Here is a 19,433-nt window from a genome sequence, read left to right on the forward strand (position 1 = left end):
TTTTCATAGAGTGTCTCTCTATTGTAGCATATCCATCGGCCCCGCTGGTGGTGGAAATCCACTCCGAAAAAAATGAAAAGAGGACGGCGCGAGGCATCGCCCCGCAGCGTCCCCCTTCTGGCAGGGAATCAGTCGTTACTCTTGGTAAGGCAGCAATTCTTCGTCTACCAGATTGCGATAGGACGGATCGAAGTAGGCGGTAAAATTGACGTTTAACGTCATCGCCTTGCCCAGGTCCGCTGGTGCAGGCTTCGCGATCGCGAAGTTGTCCACCGATACGAGACGCGGGAGCTTCTGCAGGGCGCCGACCCATTCGAGCAGACGATCGTACGTGCCTTCGATGGCGACGGCTGTCTTAAGCTCGCCGACCGAGGCATAAGGCGTTTGCTCGCCGCCTAACATGCTCTGCAGCTGATTGCTGTCGGACGCGCTAAAGGTCGCGTTCAGCAGCGCGACACCTGTCGCCTGGCTGATTTTTTTCAGATCGAGCAGCATCTGTTCCGTATTGTCCGAGAGCGGGAGCGCCTGCTGGACCGATGCGTCCGAGTATTCGGCCCCGGCGGCGCTGCCTTCGGCGGCTTTTTTCGTGAGCAGATCCGCCTGGCTGCGCAGACTCGCTACCTGATCGTTCTGATCGGACAACTCCGAGTTAAGCGGCATCTGCTTGTACACGACAAACATCAGCAGGAGCAGGAAAAGCAGGACAACGCCGATCAGGCCCAACGACCGTTTATTGAGCTGCGTCTGCAGTCCCGTCATTTCCTTCTCCTCCTTCCGGCTTCTTCATATCGAGCGAATAAATCGCCGTCTTCGTGGCGACGACGATCGGACCTTCGCCGGCGGCGCTCTGAGCGACCGATTGCAGCTGCGCCGATGCTGCGAACGACATGTGCTTCAGATCGAACAAGTAACGGGACGCGTTATCGAAATCCGACACTTGGACGGTCAAACCGATCTGACCCAAGCTGCTGTAGCTGACGCTCTGGAGCTTGCTGCCCGACGGCAGCTTACTTTCCAGTTCAGTCAGAACGGCAATCGCATCGCGGCGGTTACCGCGAATGTCCTCGATCACCTTGAGCGGATTCGATTGCCCGGATTGCTGGCTGTTTTGCGCCTCCAGGCCGCTTTGCAGCAGCGCGATCTGGTCGTTCAGCTGCGAGATCGTTGTTTCTCCGGCTTTAAGCTGGGACTTGTTGTCGAAATAGTAATAGGAAACAGCCCCTACCGCCAGCACCCACACGGCAAGCGATGCCGCCAGGATAACCGGATACAGTCGCGCATCGCGGTCGATACGCGGCATGAGATTGATCCGCTGCTTGTCCTGATGCCACAGCGCTAGACCGACCGCGACACGATTATCGTCAGCGCTGTAAGTATGCTGCGTTGCATAGGTGTCGAAGGAAAACGCCCGAATACTCACTTCCGGCTGCGACTGCTGCAGTACCGCAAGCAGTTGGTTCCGACCCTGGTCCGAACCGACGATAAGCGCCTCGGTGATCCGGGCATTACCTTCGTGAATGCTGAACTGATAGAAGTTGAGCATGCGCGCGATCTCTGCGGTCAGCTCGGACAGCTGGCCCTCGCTCAGGGCGCCGTCCAAGTCTCCTTGTCCGTAGAGCGCGATCGTTTTCAGGAAGACCGGGTGTCCGCCGTGGAACATATAGATCTCGAGCGCGCTCGCGTCCAGATTGACCAGCATCGTTTCCCCGAATTTCTCATCCTGAAGCTCCCGGATCGCGCGCGCGAGCGCTGTCGCCGACAGCTCGATGCCGGACACTCGCAAGCCCGCTCCCTCGACCATGTCCGTATAGGACTGGATCAGCTGCCTGGATGCGGCAAACACGAGTACATTCGTACTCTCCGCTTCCGTTCCAAGCTTGATAAAATCGTGTACAGGGTCCTCGAACGGCAGGTGCAGCGTGGTCTCGACTTCGAGCGCCACCAGTCCAGCGAGGTCTCTGTCGCTGGTGCTCTGGATGCGCAGGCGGCGAACGATGACATGCGAGGTCGGAAAAGAAAGCGTCACGGATTGCCCCTGCAGCTTTTCATTTCTGATCCAGTCGGTCAGAAGGCTGCGGGCCTCCGTATAGTCCGAGATTCGGTCCTCTTCAAAAAGGCCGGAAGGCAGCGGCAGCACGCTGACGCGCTCGATCTCCCAAGTCTTCTTTTTCTTCAGTTTAACGAGTCTTGCCCCGGACGGATCCAGGGTCAGGCCGATGGTCTTGGCGCCTGATCCGAACATTGTGAGTCACGCCCCGTTCAGGTAAATAAAGATAAATAATAGTCGATGATATCCGCGCCGTAGCCGTACGCAAGACATGCGCCCAGCGCGAGAAACGGACCGAACGGCACAGGCTGCTTGCGCTTTACGACTCCGGTTGCCAGCAAGACGCCGCCAACGAGCGTGCCGGCCAAGCAAGCAGCGACGAATGCCACTGCCGTATTCGGCAGCCCGACGACGAAGCCGAGCACCGCGAACAGCTTGACGTCCCCGAGCCCCATCCCGCCTCTTGAGACGATCACGACGAGCAGCAGGACACCGCCGCCGACTGCCGCGCCTAGTAGATGGCTCCACCATGGAATGTCGTTTGGGAGCAATAGACAGGCTGCAGCCAGAAGTGGCGCAAAGAACAGCAATACTTTGTTCGGAATGAGCATCGTCGCCAGATCCGACACGGTCACGATGACGCAGAGGCTGACGAGCAGCAGCCCGATAATCGCTGCCGGGCTCCAACCGAAGCTGGCATACACCCAGACGAACAACAGCCCCGTCGCGGCTTCGCCGAGCGGATACAGCGGCGATACCGGCGCCTTGCAATGACGGCAGCGGCCTCGCGACAGCAGCCAGCTCGCGATCGGGATAAGATCGCGCCCTGTAAGCCGCGTCCCGCAACGCGGACAGCGCGACGGCGGCGAGACGATGGACTCGCCAGCAGGCACACGCAGCGCCACCACGTTGTAAAACGAGCCGAGCACCGCGCCAAGCGCAAACAGGTATATATAGAGAAGAATCGTCATGATGGCGATAGTCGCTTTCGATGTTAGTTAGAGAAAAGGAACCGGTGGGGCCGGTTCCTTTTCTAATATTATGGCGTTGCAGGAGCTGTAGGGTCAGTAGTCGGTGCTGCACCAGTTGCCGAACCTTCGCCTTTAAGGACATCTGCACCAGATACATAAATATCATCTTTACCAGCGGTACTACCGCTATCAGAATCAATAAAGACATATGCTAGTGTACCATCCGTTTTGTAAACAACTTTTCCGCCAACAATCTTTCCTTTTGTGCTAGGAAGTACAAGGTTGTTGTCGAGATAGCCCTCTTTTTGAAGTCCATGACCAACCCAATCGCCTGTTCCTTCAACGATTGGAAGGACGATTCCATTCCCTCCGCCAGTTGGATCACCATCCATTTGCGATGTTATATACAATCTAGAAGCATCATAGATTTGGCGAGCTGTTGCGACATCGGAATCTTTTTTCGATTTATTAATAATACTCCCGATCAACGGAATCGCAATCGCCGCAATAACCGCCAGAATAACGATTACCGCCAAAAGCTCTATCAGCGTAAAACCCTTTTGATCTTCCTTCGCCTTGCCGAGACGCTTCATTACAGCCGTTCTCATTTCCATTCCCTCCGCTTTTCACTCAATTTTTAAAATCTATATGTTCTAGCGCCTGATGACGCATGGACAACCTGTTCTTGTTCTTCCTTTTCCCGATCAACCCATCTGCCCGTACAGCGTGAACATCGGCAGCATGATCGCCGCGACGATGGTACCGACGAGCGCCGCTAGGAAGACGATCAGCAGCGGTTCGAGCAGCGACTTGAGCCGGTCGACGGTGTTCTCGACGTCCATCTCGTAGAAGTCGGCGACCTTCTCCAGCATCTGATCGAGCGCGCCGGTCTCTTCGCCGATCGAGATCATCTGAGTGACCATCGGTGGAAACACCCACGATTGCTTAAGCGGCTCGGACAGCGGATTGCCTTGGCGAAGCGAGTCCGCGGATTTGCGGATGTAACCGCCGATGACAACGTTGTTAACGAGCTCTTCGACGATCTGCAGCGACTGCAGCACTGGCACCGAGCTCGCGTATAACGAGGACAGCGTGCGGGTTAGCTGCGCGATCGCGCCCTTCTGCGCCAGCTTGCCGAAGATCGGCACCTTCAGCTTGCCGTAGTCGATCCAGTACCGCCCTTTGCCCGTGCGCTTGGCAACCTGATGCACAACTACGAGCGCGATCACGCCGAGCAGCCACAGGTACCACTGATGCTCGATCGACTTGCTGAGCGCCAGTACCATAAGCGTAATTGCCGGCAGTTGTGCATCCATCGACTCGAACATCGATACAAACTGCGGCACGACCGCCTTCAGCAGGTAGACGACGGCGCCGATCGCCAGCACGCCGACGACAAGCGGATACGTCATCGCCGACTTGATCTTTTCCCGGGTCACATGCTGCTTCTCTAGAAACTTGGCCAGCCGCTCCAGCGTGCCCTCGATATCGCCCGTCTCTTCGCCCGCGCGGATCATGCTCAGGAAGATGGCGGGAAAAATCTTCTTGTGCTCGCCTGCCGACTGAGAGAACGACACGCCGCGCAACAGCCCCGTATGCACGTCTACCAGCGCCTTTTTGAGCGGCTTGCTCTCGGTCTGCTCGGCCAGGATGGCCGTCGCTTCGACGATGCTGACGCCTGCGCGCATAAGCGTGGCGAACTGCCGGCAGTAGATGATGAAGTGCTCGTGTTTGACCGGATTGCCGATGTAGATGTCCGTGTTGAGAAAGGTCGTCTTCTGCTCGTTGAGGGAGAGAACGACGAGGTTGCGCTTGCGCAGCTCGTCCATCGCCGCCGACTTGCTCGAGGCAGACAGCTTGCCCTTAATCTGCCGTCCGGTCTGACTGCGGACCTGATAGAGAAAATCCGCCATCAGAGCACACCCGACTCAGCCAGATAAGCCCGCGCGTATGCCGGCTCTACGGCGCCTGCCTGCAGCAGCTCCTTGATGGAGTTCTCCAGCGTATGCATGCCAAGCTGACGGCCGGTCTGCATGACGCTCTTGATCTGATGGATCTTCTCCGTACGGATCAGGTTCGCCACCGCCGGCGTATTGACCAGAATCTCCGTCGCGCAGGCTCTGCCCCGGTTCTGCGTACGCGGCAGCAGCCGCTGCGAGATGACGGCGACGAGCACCGCGGCAAGCTGAGCTCTAATCTGTCCCTGCTGATGGCCGGGGAACGCGTCGATGATCCGGTCGATCGTCTGCGGCGCATCGGTCGTGTGCAGCGTCGCGAACACAAGGTGCCCGGTCTCCGCGGCCGTCACGGCAGCCGAGATCGTCTCCAGGTCCCGCATTTCTCCGACAAGGATGACATCGGGATCTTGCCGCAGCGCGGCACGGAGCCCGTTGGCGAAGCTCTTCGTGTCGCTGCCCACCTCGCGCTGGTCGATGATCGAGGAGCCATGGCCATGCAAATACTCGATCGGATCCTCCAGCGTCACAATATGCTTTTTCTCATGCGTATTGATGTACTTGATCATCGCCGCCAGCGTAGAGGACTTGCCCGAGCCGGTCGGGCCGGTGACCAAGATCAACCCTTGGGGCTTGCCGGCGAGCGTGCTCAAAATCTGCGGCAGCTGCAGCTGCTCCAGTGTCGGTATGTTCGTCGGAATCGTCCGCACCGCGATGCTGACCTTGCCTCTCTGACGGTAAGCGTTCACCCGATAGCGGGACAGCCCCTCAAGCTCATAGGAAAAGTCCAGCTCGCCGGCTCGTTCGAAACGCTCCGCCTGCTCCTCGTCGATCAACGCTTGCGCCATTTGCAAGGCATCTTCAGCCGTCACCTTATCCTCGCCGACGGGCTGGAGCTTGCCGTTCACCCGCAGGATCGGGGGCGAATCGACCGAGATATGCAGGTCGGACGCGCCGGCCTCGTGCGCCGCACGCAGCAAGTCTAGCATGCGGCTCTTCATCACTGCTGTCATCGTGTGTTCCCCTCTCGCTAATAGGCGACGGTCTCGCGGATTACTTCCTGAAGCGTCGTGATGCCGCCGAGCACCTTGGCAAATCCATCATCCATCAGCGTGATCATGCCCTGCTCCGCTGCCGCGTTTCTAAGCTCTTCTACGGTCGCATTCTCCGAGACCATCCGGCGGAGCGTATCGTTCATGCCCAGCACCTCGTGAATGGCGACGCGCCCCCGGTAGCCCGTCTTGTTGCAGTTGCCGCAGCCTTTGCCCGTGTAGAGCTTGTCCGCTTGCAAGCCGCGCCCTTTGAGCAGCATAGCCTCCTGCTCGGTAGGCGCCTGCTCTGCCTTGCATTCCGGGCAGATGCGGCGCACGAGGCGCTGGGCGACGACCCCGATGAGCGACGACGCGACGAGGTAGGGCTCTACGCCCATATCCCTCAGCCGGGTCACCGTGCTGATCGCATCGTTGGTGTGCAGCGTGGACAGCACGAGGTGGCCCGTAAGCGATGCACGGATTGCGATCTCCGCCGTCTCCGTGTCCCGGATCTCGCCCACCATGACGATGTTGGGATCTTGACGCAAAATGGAACGCAAGCCGGCCGCGAAAGTCAAACCGATCGTCGGGTTGACATGGACCTGGTTGATGCCCTCGAGCTGATATTCCACCGGGTCCTCGACCGTAATGATGTTGGCGGACTCTTGGTTCAAATGGTTCAGCGCCGAGTAGAGCGTCGTCGTCTTGCCGCTGCCGGTTGGCCCTGTGATGAGCAGAATGCCGTAAGGGCGTTCGATCATTTCCCGGAAAATGGCCTGGTTGCGTTTGCCGAAGCCGAGCAGGTCGATCGACTTCACCCCGGTGCTGAGATCGAGAAGCCGCAGCACAATCTTTTCCCCGTGAATTGTCGGCAAGGCGGACACCCGGATATCGATCGTCCGGTTGTCGAACGTCATCTTCATGCGGCCATCTTGAGGCAGGCGCCGCTCGGCGATGTTTAATCTGGCCATGATCTTGAGACGCGCAGTGATGAAGCCCTGCATCTGCTTGGGGATCGTCCGCTCCGTCCGCAGCACGCCGTCCAGCCGGTAACGGATCGATACGCTCGTCTCGCCGGGATCGACGTGAATGTCGGATACCCGCAGCTGCATCGCCTGCTGGATCATCTGATTGACGAGGCGTACGACGGGAGAATCCTCGTTGGTAATCTCCGTCTCGCGGATCTCTTCCTGCGTCGTCGGGAGCTCGCCCATGATCTGGCTCATCGAATCCTGCAGACCGTAGTGGCGGGCAATCGCTCGGTTGAGCTCGTCCCGGCTCGTGATGGCGGGCTCGATGCGGAACCCCGTGCTCATCCGCATCTCTTCAATCGCGAAGTAATCGAGCGGATCCGCCATCGCGACGAGCAGCTTGCCGCCTTCCTTCTGGATCGGGATCGCCTGATAACGCCGCGCCAGCGCTTCGGGAAGAATCTGCGTGATGGAAGGCTCGATCTGATATTTGAAGAGGCTGACGTGCGGGATGCCGAGCTGGAACTCGAGCACTTCGATCAGCTGCTGCTCGTTGATATACCCCTGCGTGATAAGCAGGTCTCCCAGCTTCTGCTTCGTCTTGCGCTGCTCTTGGAGCGCTTCTTGAAGCTGCGCCTCGGAGATGATCTGGCTCTCGACCAGCAAGTCTCCCAATCTCTTCTTCACGATCGCCAACCCGGTCACCCCAAACCATAGTCCTATAGTCCTGCATTTTTATGTGTTAAACGCATGTAAATTTCCAGTGAAATAAATGATACTTAACGACAGTTTTCCAATTTTTTTCTCAGAAGGATTATATATCGCCACATAATGAAAAGACAAGCAGCATTTTGTGCCATAATAACCCAAAAAGCGACACAAAAATTGTTCAGTTTTTTTTCAGAAGAATATGGTAAAATCGGTTCGGAAGGTTCTAGGTCTAGCATCCTATTTAATTCAACCATCTAAGAGACTTACATAGTAAAACCACTAGGGGGAGAAAAACCATGTCGCGAGTTCGGAAATGGTTGAGCTTGGCGTTAACGGCAGTTTTAATCTTCGGAGGCGTGCCGGTCACGGCATTCGGTCCGGCCCACACGCATGCGGCAACCTATTCGGTGGTGACGCTCACGGGAACGACGCCGAGCAACGGCGTTCAGAACGTCATCTTGAACGGCACGCAATTACAGCTTGGTACGGGGACGGCGGCCAGATTCATCATGACCGATTGGGGCGACGGCACCGTGTCTTTTCGCGCGCAATCGAACGGCATGTTCGTCACGGCCAATGGGACAAACGATCTGGCTGCTAGTGCAACAGCGGTAAAAATCACGGAGACGTTCAAGAAAGAGGCCTCGGGCGGCGCTTTTACGTTCAAGTCTCTTTCGAACAGCAAGTATTTTACGACGGTTACCAACAACGGCACAACGACAATCCGTGCGAGCAACGATTCGGTAGCGGATGCCAAACAAAAATTTACCATCACCGATATCTCGCCCACCTCGACCAAACAAGAAATCCGCTTGCTCGAGATCACGGACGACGGTACGTCGGATCTCCTGCCGATCCTGAGCACCTACAACGATCCGGTTATTAAGATCGACTCCATCCGGATGAAGCAGTTCGTCGCGCAGCGGGACGAGCTCGACGGCCGGTACGACGCAATCTACATCGGCAAAGGCGCGTACAACGCCACGCTCGTTTCGACCAGCGGTCAGAACCACGACACGAAAAGCATCATGAACGACATTACGAACTTGAAATTCAAAGAACTAAAGGACTACTACATCGATCGCGGCCTGCCTGTCATCGTATATAGCCAGAAGACCAGCTCCTCGTCGAGCAGCGGCGCCCTTTTTCAGAATACGGCCGGCATCCTGAAGACGGGACTCTCGCCCTACGCGACTTCCCTCACCGGTTCAACGATGCCTTTCGTCCCGACCTCGAACAAAAGTAATGTCATCTTCGTCGGCGATTCGAACATCGCCAGCGCCAGCGACTTCATCACGAAGACCGATCTGATCAACCGCGCCGCGGAACGGCCGCGTCTTGTCGTTACAGGCAAGCCGATCGACTATACCGCGAATCAGGGTCAAATTTATGTGGCGGGCGATACGTTGTCCTATACATTCAACGTGGCCAATGTAGGCAACATCGCGCAGCGAAGCATGACCGCCAACCTCTACATCGGCATCGACAGCGTGCTGAAGTTCGACTCCAACAACCTGATCGTTTCGCAGCCCGTAACCGCAACGACAGGCAATACGCTTACCTTCCGCCTGCCCAAGGGTTACTCCGGCGTCCACTATTGGAAGCTCGAGCTCGTCGACCAAGGCAGCAAATTGAAGGACATCCAGAGCGGCGTCCTCCGGTTCCGCGACGAGCTGACCAAGATCAACGTGCTGCAGATCCTGCCTTCCAGCGGCGATACGAGCAGCTTGCTCAAGAGCAACAACATGAACCAGAGCTACCTCAAGACGGACGACTACGACATTACGATCAAAACCATGACCATGAGCACCTTCAACAGCTCCGGCTACAAGACGCTCAACGGCTATTACGACATGTTGATCTTCGGCTTTGCGGACTCCTACAATAGCAGCGCCAGCATCGACAAAGCCCCCGCCGATGCAGTCAATACCTACATCGCAACCGGACAGAGCGTCATGTTCACGCACGATACCGTGTATCAGGGCAGCTCGAACTGGATCAGCTACTTCCAGACGGCGACCGGCCAATTAAGCCCGATGACCAACATGGGTCTTAACGCGCCGAATACTTCGACGACGACCAAGAAAGTAAACGAAGGCCTGCTGACCCGTTTCCCGTTCAATATCAGCAGCGTGATCACGCAGGTCAATACGACGCACGACCAATACTTCGGCCTGAAGCTCGAAGATCCCAAGCTGATCCCCTGGTACAACATCACGGGCGGACCGCGGGACGACGACGACAGCTGGAACCACTACTACACGTATTCGTACGGCAACGTCACCTACTCCGGTACCGGCCATACGAACGCCAACTTCCCGGACTGGGAGCAGCGGCTGTTCGTCAATACGATGTACCGGGCGTTTATCGGATCGAACCATGCTCCGATCGTGAATGTCAGCACGCCGACGAATTATGCGGATACCGGCAAAATCATTCCTTCTTATAACAAGGTGCTGCTGAGCTATACGGCGCAGGACTACGACGTCATCGACCGGTCGCTTAGCACGGCCGTCAGCTTCAAGTACCGTGCTAGCGCCTCGGACGCTTGGACCGAAAAGCAGGTCAAAGCGTATTCCGACGTCAAAACGGGCGATATTGTCACGGAATCGTACGACAATCCACTGCCGAACGGCGGCGACCTAGTCATTTACGTGACGGCCAAGGACAAGAGCGGCGCCAGCACGACCCAGACGGTTACGACCAAGGTCGTGAAGGTGACCGCCAACGTCGACCTCGGTCGTACGCTATCCGCCAATGTCGTGAACAACCAGATCGAGAAGAACGTACCGTTCACGATGACGTACACAATTACGCCGAAGAGCATTCCTTTCCAAAACGGTATTAATGCCGACGATTTGGTCATCAAAAACTTCAAGCTCGACGAGAAGCTGCCGGTCAATCTCGAAGTACTCGCGGCGGATACGTCCCCCCTGCTGCTGAATCCGGCTGTCTCCGGCACGCTCGCCGCAGGATACCGTTTGACCGGCTCACTGGCGGACATTCAATACCGTCTGAGCCAGGACGGCAGATCTTTCGTCGCCGATCCGGTCAGCTTCACGGTGAAAGTCACGCCGAAGCAGAACGGCAGCTACCTGCTCGATAATTCTTACTTGAACTTCACGGACTTCTACGTGAACGGCGCCACGATTACTAAGGATATCGAGCGCAGTCTGCAGTTCCAGCCGTATCAAATACAAGCGGTCACCAAAATGGCCAGCCTGAGCCTGTCGGATACGATCATCGCGAAGGGCGACGAATCGAAGCTGACGCCGGTCATCGGTCCTGACGATACGTCCAACAAGACGCTGACCTGGACCTCCGATCGCCCTGATCTGGTAACGGTCGATGCCGCAGGCATCATCAAGGGTATTGCCGAGGGCACGGCCAAAATCACCGCGACCGCGACGGACGGCAGCGGACTGACCGCCGTATCGAATGTGACGGTTGTCGTCCCGGGCATCAACATCGTCGGACCGAACAGCGTCAACGTAGACGACACGATCAATCTCGAAGCCAAACTCGTTCTGGCAAATGAGACGCTGACCGGGCTCACCTGGTCTGTCGGCTCCGGCCAATCCACGATCGGCGAGCTCGGCAACGGCGCCGACGATATGAAGAAGATACTCACCGGCGTCAATGCCGGCCCGATCGACATCAGCGTAACGGCTACGACTAGCAAGAGCAAAACCTACACCAAAACCTATCGCGTGACGGTCATTCAACCGATCCAGTTGACTTTGCCTACCGACATTCATATCGGACTTGGCACGGAGTGGAAGCGGGATCTGTGGAACGCCGCGCTCGGCGTTACGCCTGAGGCGAGCAAACCAGGCATCCAGAGCTATACGAAGTGGACTAGCGGAGACGCTGCTATCGTAGAAGCTGGCGCAAGCAACGGCGTCGTCATCGGCAAAAAGACCGGGTCCGCCACCGTCGGGGCTTCGTACCAGAAAAATCCGAAGACGACGCCGGTCACCGCATCGACGCGCGTCACCGTTGTCGATCTGAGCGTGCCGGAGCAGGTCACGTTGGGCAAAGGCAAGACGCTCGACGTCAAAGCGTTGGTCAGCGCCGCGCCATCTGATATCAGTTCTGCGGTCATGAGCCGTCTGACCTGGAGCGACGAGACCGGAAAAGACTTTGCTTCCGTCGGCGCTGCAACCGGAATCGTCTCCGGCACTGCGACAGGTATCGAAAATGTCACGGTCACCTATCGTCAGACCGACGGCGGACCGATCGTGATCCAGAAGACGATACAGGTGAACGTCGTGGATATTGACGGTCCCGCTTCCGCCACGATCGGCAAAGGCAAATCGCTGGATCTGAAAAGCGTAATTACCGCGCTGCCGTCCAGTATGAGCGATACGATGCTTGCCAACTTGACCTGGCGCGACGAAGCCGGCAAAAGCTTCGCATCCGTGAATGCGGAGGGCATCGTTAGCGGCACCGAGACCGGAATCGAAGACGTAACGGTCGAGTACCGCGCTGTATCGGGCGGGCCGGTCATCGCTTCCCGCACGATTAAGGTTAAGGTCGTTGCGCTATCCGGGCCCGAAGAGGTAGAGGTCGGTCTTGGCGGGACGATCGACTTGAAAAAGCTGATCTCCGGCGCGCCGGCCGAGCTGTCCGCCGAACTGCTGGGCAAGCTGTATTGGAGCGACGAGAGCGGCAAGACGATCGCATCAGTCACGGCCGCCGGCATCGCAACGGGACTTGCGCCCGGTTGGGAGACGGTGACGGTCGCTTATAAAGAAACGCCTGACGGCCCGGTCATCGCCGAATGGAAAATCAAGGTGAACGTAATCTCGCTGGGCGGTCCTGAGCAAGTCACTGTAGGCAAAGGCCGCACGCTGACCGTTCAGGACTTGATCGAAGCGCTCCCGAGCAATCTGAGAAGCCAAGTGTTGACCCATCTGGAGTGGAGCGATGAAGCTGGCAAGTCCTACGCCTCCGTCAACTCAGCCGGCGTAGTGACAGGCGTCGCCGCGGGCAGCGAGCTGGTGACAGCCGCATACCGTCCGGCGCCTAACGTACCTGTCGTTACCTCCTGGACGATTAAGGTCAACGTCGTCGATCTCGGCGGTCCCGCATCCGTTATCCTCGCAGAGGGCAGTACGCTTAATTTGAAGGCGTTGTTGACCGTGCTGCCCGCAACTTACGACGCGGAGGTCAGAGGGCATTTGGTGTGGAACGACGAAGCGGGCAAGGCGTTTGCCTCCATTGCCGGAACAGGTATCGTGACGGGGAAGCAAGCCGGTATCGAGACGGTGACCGCTTCCTATAAGGAGACCGCGAACGGTCCGGTCATCGCTTCGTGGAACATTCAAGTGCAGGTCGTCAAACTGGGCGGTCCGACGCAAGTCATCGTCGCCAAGGACGGCACGATCAATCTGAAGGACCAGATCACCGTCCTTCCTGCCGGATTAACGGATGATGTTAAATCTCATCTCACGTGGACAGACGAGGAAGGCAAAGAAATTGCGTCCGTGGATCCCGCGACGGGAATCGTCAAAGGCCTCGCGCCCGGAGCGGAGAAGATAACCGCCACCTATAAGGATGCGGACGGACGCGTCATTGCCGTCTGGGAGATCGTCGTAAACGTCGTGCTGCTGGAGGGACCTACGGAAGCGGTCGTGATCAAGGGCGGACAGCCTGCAGATCTGTCCGGCTTGCTCGTCGTCACGCCGGCTTCCCTCAAGAATGAGGTGCTGACCCACCTCGTATGGACCGACGAAAACGGCAAAAGCAATGCCTCCGTCGACGCTGCCGGCAAGGTCACTGGCCTGGCTGCAGGCGAAGAGATTATCAAGGTCGAGTACAAGCCGGTCGCGGACGGACCTGCCGTCTCTACCTTAAGCATCCGAGTCCATGTTATCGAGGCGTCTATGACGGGCAGCGTCACGCTGTCGAGTACCGGAACCTCGGCGGTCCAACTGGCGGATACCGATCACCTAAAGATTAACGGAAGCGGTGACCGTCAACGGTTCATTGACGGATTGAACTGGTCCTTCAAGAGTGGTGAAACCTACGCCTACCTTAACGACAAAGGGCAAGTGACAGCCAAAGCGCCTGGCGTCGCGACGGTGCTCGCCGAGTACAAGCTGCCTGGCAGCAACCAAGTGCTCTGGTCGCAGCAAGTCATAGTAAACGTCGTCGAACTGACCGGCAGAGATGTCTCGGTCACGCTCGGTCTCACGCGGAACTTGCTGGACGATCTCACGCGGGGCCCTGCCGCGCTTAAGGGCGAGATCGAAGGTCATCTGACCTGGGCAGCCGAGACCGGGCAAGACAAGCTTACTGTATCTGCCTCCGGCGTCGTGACCGGCGTACGCAGCGGCACTCAAAAGGCGATGGCGATCTATACGCCTAGCGACGGCAGCCCGCAGATCAGAACAGAATTCAGCATCAAGGTCGTGCCGGTAGAGCTCGAGCTGCCGCGTACCTTCACGATGCTGCTGGATACGCAGTACAATCTATCCGACAAGCTTGGCATTAAACCAATCGGCGACAAGACGGCGATTCTGCCTTTCGTAACCTGGTCCGATACGAACGGGAATAAGGTCGTTACCTTGAATCAGTCGGGTGTACTCACGGCGCAAGAGGTGGGCACGGAAACGGTCACAGCCGTATACGCGAATTCTTCGTCTAAAGACGAGGCCGCCCAAGCGCAGACCCAGATCCGCGTCGTATCCATCGCATTCCCGGACGTCATCGAGATCGGGCTAGGTGCCGATCCGCGCGATCTCAAGGACGATCTGGCCATCGCGCCGGATTCGATGAAAGACGAGATTCTCGGGCATCTGACCTGGCAGGACGAGACAGGCAAAAACATCGTTGATGTGGACGATAACGGCCTGGCGACCGGCGTCCAGCTTGGCGAAGAAAAAATTACGCTGATTTACAAGCCTTCTGACGGCAGTCCGGATATTCCGGTCTACACGACGGTCAAAGTTCTGCCGGTCGTGCTCGGGCCTCCCGAGAAGCTGACGATCAAGCGCAACGGCACGACGGACCTGAGCGCTCTTCTTCCGTCAGACCTGGATGCGGAGGTTAAGAAAAATCTGTATTGGAGCATTACCGGCAATGACTCCACGTTGGCCGAAAACGAAGCCAAGGATGATAAAAAATCCGGCCGACTGGCGGCATCGACGGCAGGGACGGCGACCGTGAAGGTCACGTACAAGAAGTCGGGAAAGGACATTGTCAGCAAGACCTTCACGATCGACATCGTCGAACTCAGCCTGCCGCCTCGGATTGAATTGACGCTAAGCACGCCGACCGTCAATTATAATTTGCTTGACGGCAATAAAGGCAGCCTGTCGATTCTACCGTCAGCGCCGCAAAGTCTGAGAGATTCGATCGTAAGCCATCTGAAATGGTTCGATTCGCTGACCAACGACGTTCTCACGGTCAGCAGCGCGGGTATCGTCACGCCGGTGAAAGCCGGCACCGAAGCCGTCAGCGTCACATACGCGCCTCCTGCCGATAGCCCGTTGGTCGGCGAAGCGATCACGGCCTCGACCTTGATCGTGATCCAAAACGCCTCGACGCCGAGCACGGATGGCCGAGAGCACGGCGGAGACCGATACTAAACCAGGTATGCGCAAGCGAATGCAGATCCACATGAAGACCGTCAGGGCGAAATCGCCCTGACGGTCTGTTTTTATAGGGTTGGCGTATATTCAAAACTTGATTTGTACGGAAAGCCTGTCAATGGCTCATCCGCCATCCGTTCCGATAGGCTGGGATATCGGCGCCCGCGTTGTTATTCCGCCGTAATGCCTGCAAATCTACATCCATTTCCGCAGATGTCGACCTTTTTAAACGGGATAGATGCAAAAGCGCAAAAGCGCAGTTATTTTTCTTCACCAGCCCCATTTCCGGCTTGTGATTTGAATTTACTTGCACATCTGTAAGTATTTTATCAATTGTCGTTGATCGACAGAAAATACATGTACATATGCCGGTTTTTCAACCCGCCCCCCAATTAATCATACGGATTTAACAAAAAAGCAGCGCCGCAATCGCGATGCTGCTTTTTTAATCCCTTCTCCCAGCTTCAGCTTTCGTTGTCTTCGTCGTTCGCTTCGCTTCCCAACGGTACGAGCCGTTTCTTGCCGATGTTCACGTTAATCTGTTTGACGCGCGGCAAGCCGACATTTTGATCGTCGTAAATTTTTGAATTATATTGGACGATAAATCTGGACCTCAAGCGGTCACTCTCCGGGTAAACGCCATCGTTGAGATCATCATCGAAATCCAATTTTTTGTAGCTGCTGTCCGGATCTCCTTCAATGACGTGCGGGCTTGTGTTACCTAGCACGGCGTTGATTACTAGATCTTTTTTGGCGAAGAAGCCGCCTTTGATCCAAAACGCGGATCCGACACCGTATAGCTCTGCATCGCTATCTGTGTACAAGAAAGCTTGCAGCACCTTTGGATTGCCGTCGAGATCCGGCCCATCAGGAATAAATGTCTTGTCCACCGTGTTAAACGAATCAAACCGATTGACCAGAATTTTCCCCTTTGAGATGAGAAGGAGCTCTTTGTTATCAAGACCGAAGATCTCCGCATCCTGGATTGTCGATTCGCCGAGCGCGATGATCGTCGAGTCCATCTTGACCTTACCTTCGATAACTACATTGCCTGAGACGAGTATGTTCGCTCTGACCTCCAGATCGTTAAATTTGTCCGGATTGTCAATCGTTAGGTTGCCGTTAACGATAAGCCAGTTGCTCTTCATGAACTCGGCGCTGGGAAGCTCGTTAGGCTCTCTATAGCGCTTGTCTTTTTCATAAAATAGAATATGTTGGAGTTCTGCGCCGTCGATCGTCAGATCCCCGTTATAGATGGCGGTTGCTGAAGGCATATAGCCGATGAATGCAGAACGATAGTCTTTCATCCTATCGTTATAATCCGCTAACGCGACATCATCGGCGTCAGGCGCTAAGGCCTCCGGCTTCTGAGGCAGCTTGACATAAGATAAAGATAATTCGGCGCGAGACAGCAAATTGTTCGACAAAAAGCTTTTTGCCGCAGCCGTCACATTGTCTTTGGGAAGCGAAGGATACAGCGACGGCAAATTGCGGTTGATCTTCGTATCGCCGACAGCCTCGGCTACCTTATCGAGAAAGGATTCCTCTACACTAACCGATACGAACTTCTTGCTATCGCGGTACTGAATATCGTTAATTGTCAGTCCGGTCGTCTTCTTCAGCTCATCCGCATTGTCCAGTGGTACGACGGTCGGTTCATTATTCCCAAGCCTGTCGGTGGCTACGAGGCTGCTGCCGTCCTGCAAAAACAGATTTCCATCGCCGCCGATCGTCGGGAAGGCCGTGCCTTTGTGCAAGAAGGTCGTTGTGTCGCCAACCGGCATATTGTACCGGTAATCCGCCTGATTTTTAACATACAGCTTCAAGCCCGAATACAAATTACCGAACAGGTACGGCGCGCCATTCAGATAAACGTTCTGTTCAGAGCCGAGTCCGTACTGCAGAAACTCCGGGTAACTATCCAGAGAGATGACCTGCTCCAGCGTTCGAACGACTCCATTCACCTCGGCTTTGGCCTGGACGGTGATTGAAAATTGCTTGGTCACATCGCCGCCGACCTTGATTCCCTGCGTTTCCTTCACATCAAATTTGATGATATCGCTGGCTCCTCCGACCTGCCCCTCGGTGCTCGTTAGCTTGATCGACTTCAGATCGCTTTTGAGGCTGTCCAGGTTGATATCTTCCTTATCCTTAAAGAGCAAGGCCACGCTGGCCGCGGCTTCATTGAGCGACATTTCGGCCAAATGCAGGCTTTGGACATCGTTCTCCCGCGTCTCCGCCCGCTTGGCGCCGCCGATCGTCGCGCCCATAAGCGCGAGACCGAGCATAGTGAATACGACCATAATAAAAATTACGAGCAGCAAGGCCGACCCTTCTTGACTGCGCCATTTAATCGGTAACATCGGTAACCTCCTAGAAGCCGAACCGGCTCTTAAGCGCCAGATCGTGAACTTGGCCTGCATACGATTGCGAGAGCTTGATGGATACCTCGATAAGTCCGCTCGCGCATTCGTTGATCCCCGCCTGGCAACTGACATGAATCTCGTCCGCGCCGCTATCGATGGGACCCACGGTTGAATCGGTGTCGATCATCTGATCCGTGCCGTCTTTGCGTAGAATGTGCAGCTGTCCGTTTTCAATCTTAAGCGTCCGATTCTCGGTCTCGCTCGTTAATTCAATGCCGTCCGGCAGCTGCTTGATCGATTCGGGTCCGACCTCGTAGAGCTGGGCAATGACCGTCGACATGATCAGGTCCCCCTCGTCCCGGAGCGAATTCTCGATCGTTACTTTATGATAGGTGTTGAATCCGAAGTGGATAACGCCGTATATAGCGATGCTCACCATAGAGAGCACGGTTAGAGAGGCAATCAGTTCAATTAGCGTAAGCCCTGCTTCCGATCGGCGGACTTCTTTAACGAATTTTCTCATCCGTAATATATCCCCCCACCTCTGCCGAGCCACGGCTTCCCGGATTTGCGTTTTTCTCTCGCGTGACGACTTTGACCGGAATTAGATAGGTCTCCAGACCTTTTGCTTTGTCGTTCTCCGCAAGCAATTTATCGTCATATTCAATCGTCAGTTGATAGTCTCTTCCATTGACGGAGGGATTCAGCAAAATCCAGAGATTGGGAACGTCATTAAAAAGATCCGCGGTCTCCGATGCATCCTTGCACGAGATTACGATGTTGTTCGCCTCGTCGTATTCGCAGGAGGACGGATCGACAATACTGAAGCCATCTTTTTCAAAATATGTATTGAACACGTCGAAGCTCTGCTTCTCCACGAAAAACAGCGCATTCCGCGCCAAATTCACCGCCACCGTCTTATTCTGATTCCCCTTCGCATAGCTCATCGCTTGTATGAAAAATGCCGTCATCGCCAAAGAGACGATCGACAGAATTGTGATCGCCGCCAAAACCTCGATTAACGAGAAGCCTTCTTCGGCCGATCGGCGTTTTCGGAGCCAGGTTCTCAAAATATACTACCTACTTCCTATAAAAATAGCTACTTTTTACCTAAATAACTCTCTTATTTTAACATATAGTTTCCGTTTAATACATGAGGGAATCGACCGATTCCCCAAGCTTCCGCATGATTCGACGGACCCGGCCCGCGCCGAAGGACGTCTTGGTGAACCTCCCCGCTATCCTATATAATCGGATCAGAGAGGATGATTTGTAATGACGTTTAAGCCGCAGGCCTATGCAGACACGAGAGAGGAAAACGAAAAGCTGCTGCTGACGCAGCTGCGGCACTTAATCGAAGACGAGCCGTATCGCATCGCCAATCTGGCCAACGCCTCGGCGCTGCTTCGCGGCTACCTGGGCGACATCAACTGGGTCGGCTTCTACCTGCTCGAGGGGGATAGCGGCGGGCTAGTGTTAGGTCCGTTCCAGGGCTTGCCGGCCTGCGTCCGCATCCCGCTCGGCAAAGGCGTGTGCGGCACGTCCGCCGCGCGCCGCGAGACGCTGCGCGTGCCTGACGTGCACGCGTTTCCCGGGCATATCGCCTGCGACGCCGCTTCTCGCTCCGAGATCGTCGTGCCGCTCTATGACGCCGCAGGCGAATTGATCGGCGTGCTGGATATCGACAGCCCGCTGGCGGATCGCTTCAGCGAAGACGACCAGCGCCTGTTGGAGCGGTTCAACGCGCTGTTGTCGCAATATATGTAAAGACAGGAGGAGAACC

The 19,433-nt window shown here is 56.1% G+C and carries 12 protein-coding genes; 2 read left to right on the forward strand and 10 right to left on the reverse strand.

Going from position 1 to position 19,433, the window contains the following annotated elements:
• Positions 1-135: 135 nt before the first annotated feature.
• The 7 genes from pilO to ACFSR7_RS03470 form a co-directional block, all read right to left on the reverse strand.
• Entirely contained in the window at positions 136-759 is a 624-nt protein-coding gene (pilO, locus tag ACFSR7_RS03440) for a type 4a pilus biogenesis protein PilO (protein WP_378159106.1), read from the reverse strand.
• The gene (pilM, locus tag ACFSR7_RS03445) at positions 731-2,242 is read right to left on the reverse strand and encodes a pilus assembly protein PilM (RefSeq protein WP_378159108.1); all 1,512 of its coding nucleotides are present in this window, start codon (positions 2,240-2,242) and stop codon (positions 731-733) included. Before pilM ends, pilO begins: the two co-directional genes overlap by 29 nt.
• Positions 2,243-2,259: 17 nt before the next feature.
• Positions 2,260-3,018: a prepilin peptidase gene (locus ACFSR7_RS03450; protein WP_378159110.1), complete on the reverse strand. Its 759-nt coding sequence runs from the start codon at positions 3,016-3,018 to the stop codon at positions 2,260-2,262.
• A 68-nt stretch (positions 3,019-3,086) separates the two neighbouring features.
• A complete protein-coding gene (locus tag ACFSR7_RS03455) occupies positions 3,087-3,626 on the reverse strand; it encodes a prepilin-type N-terminal cleavage/methylation domain-containing protein (protein WP_378159112.1) in 540 nt (179 codons plus the stop codon).
• A 96-nt stretch (positions 3,627-3,722) separates the two neighbouring features.
• The gene (locus ACFSR7_RS03460; protein ID WP_378159114.1) at positions 3,723-4,931 is read right to left on the reverse strand and encodes a type II secretion system F family protein; all 1,209 of its coding nucleotides are present in this window, start codon (positions 4,929-4,931) and stop codon (positions 3,723-3,725) included.
• On the reverse strand, positions 4,931-5,974 hold the full coding sequence (locus tag ACFSR7_RS03465) for a type IV pilus twitching motility protein PilT (protein WP_378159572.1): 1,044 nt from the start codon (positions 5,972-5,974) through the stop codon (positions 4,931-4,933). The genes ACFSR7_RS03460 and ACFSR7_RS03465 overlap by 1 nt, the downstream gene beginning before the upstream one ends.
• Before the next feature lie 29 nt (positions 5,975-6,003).
• The gene (locus ACFSR7_RS03470) at positions 6,004-7,671 is read right to left on the reverse strand and encodes a GspE/PulE family protein (RefSeq protein WP_378159116.1); all 1,668 of its coding nucleotides are present in this window, start codon (positions 7,669-7,671) and stop codon (positions 6,004-6,006) included.
• Between the two features lie 311 nt (positions 7,672-7,982).
• On the opposite strand from ACFSR7_RS03470, the gene ACFSR7_RS03475 reads away from it, so the two are divergent.
• Positions 7,983-15,281, forward strand: a complete 7,299-nt coding sequence (locus ACFSR7_RS03475; protein ID WP_378159118.1) for an Ig-like domain-containing protein — start codon at positions 7,983-7,985, stop codon at positions 15,279-15,281.
• Between the two features lie 467 nt (positions 15,282-15,748).
• Here the strand turns inward: ACFSR7_RS03475 and ACFSR7_RS03480 are convergent, their stop codons facing one another.
• From ACFSR7_RS03480 to ACFSR7_RS03490, 3 genes are all read right to left on the reverse strand, one after another.
• On the reverse strand, positions 15,749-17,479 hold the full coding sequence (locus tag ACFSR7_RS03480; protein ID WP_483862649.1) for a hypothetical protein: 1,731 nt from the start codon (positions 17,477-17,479) through the stop codon (positions 15,749-15,751).
• 178 nt (positions 17,480-17,657) lie between these two features.
• Positions 17,658-18,173 (reverse strand): PilW family protein, encoded by a 516-nt coding sequence (locus ACFSR7_RS03485; RefSeq protein ID WP_378159122.1) that lies wholly within the window; start codon positions 18,171-18,173, stop codon positions 17,658-17,660.
• Positions 18,157-18,720, reverse strand: a complete 564-nt coding sequence (locus tag ACFSR7_RS03490; RefSeq protein ID WP_378159124.1) for a type IV pilus modification PilV family protein — start codon at positions 18,718-18,720, stop codon at positions 18,157-18,159. The genes ACFSR7_RS03485 and ACFSR7_RS03490 overlap by 17 nt, the downstream gene beginning before the upstream one ends.
• Positions 18,721-18,925: 205 nt before the next feature.
• Here ACFSR7_RS03490 and ACFSR7_RS03495 point away from each other — a divergent pair, with 205 nt between their 5' ends.
• Positions 18,926-19,417, forward strand: coding sequence for a GAF domain-containing protein (locus tag ACFSR7_RS03495; RefSeq protein ID WP_378159126.1), 492 nt, complete (start codon positions 18,926-18,928; stop codon positions 19,415-19,417).
• Positions 19,418-19,433 lie beyond the last annotated feature (16 nt).

The organism is Cohnella sp. GCM10020058 (assembly GCF_042683485.1).
Taxonomy (GTDB): Bacteria; Bacillota; Bacilli; order Paenibacillales; family Paenibacillaceae; genus Cohnella.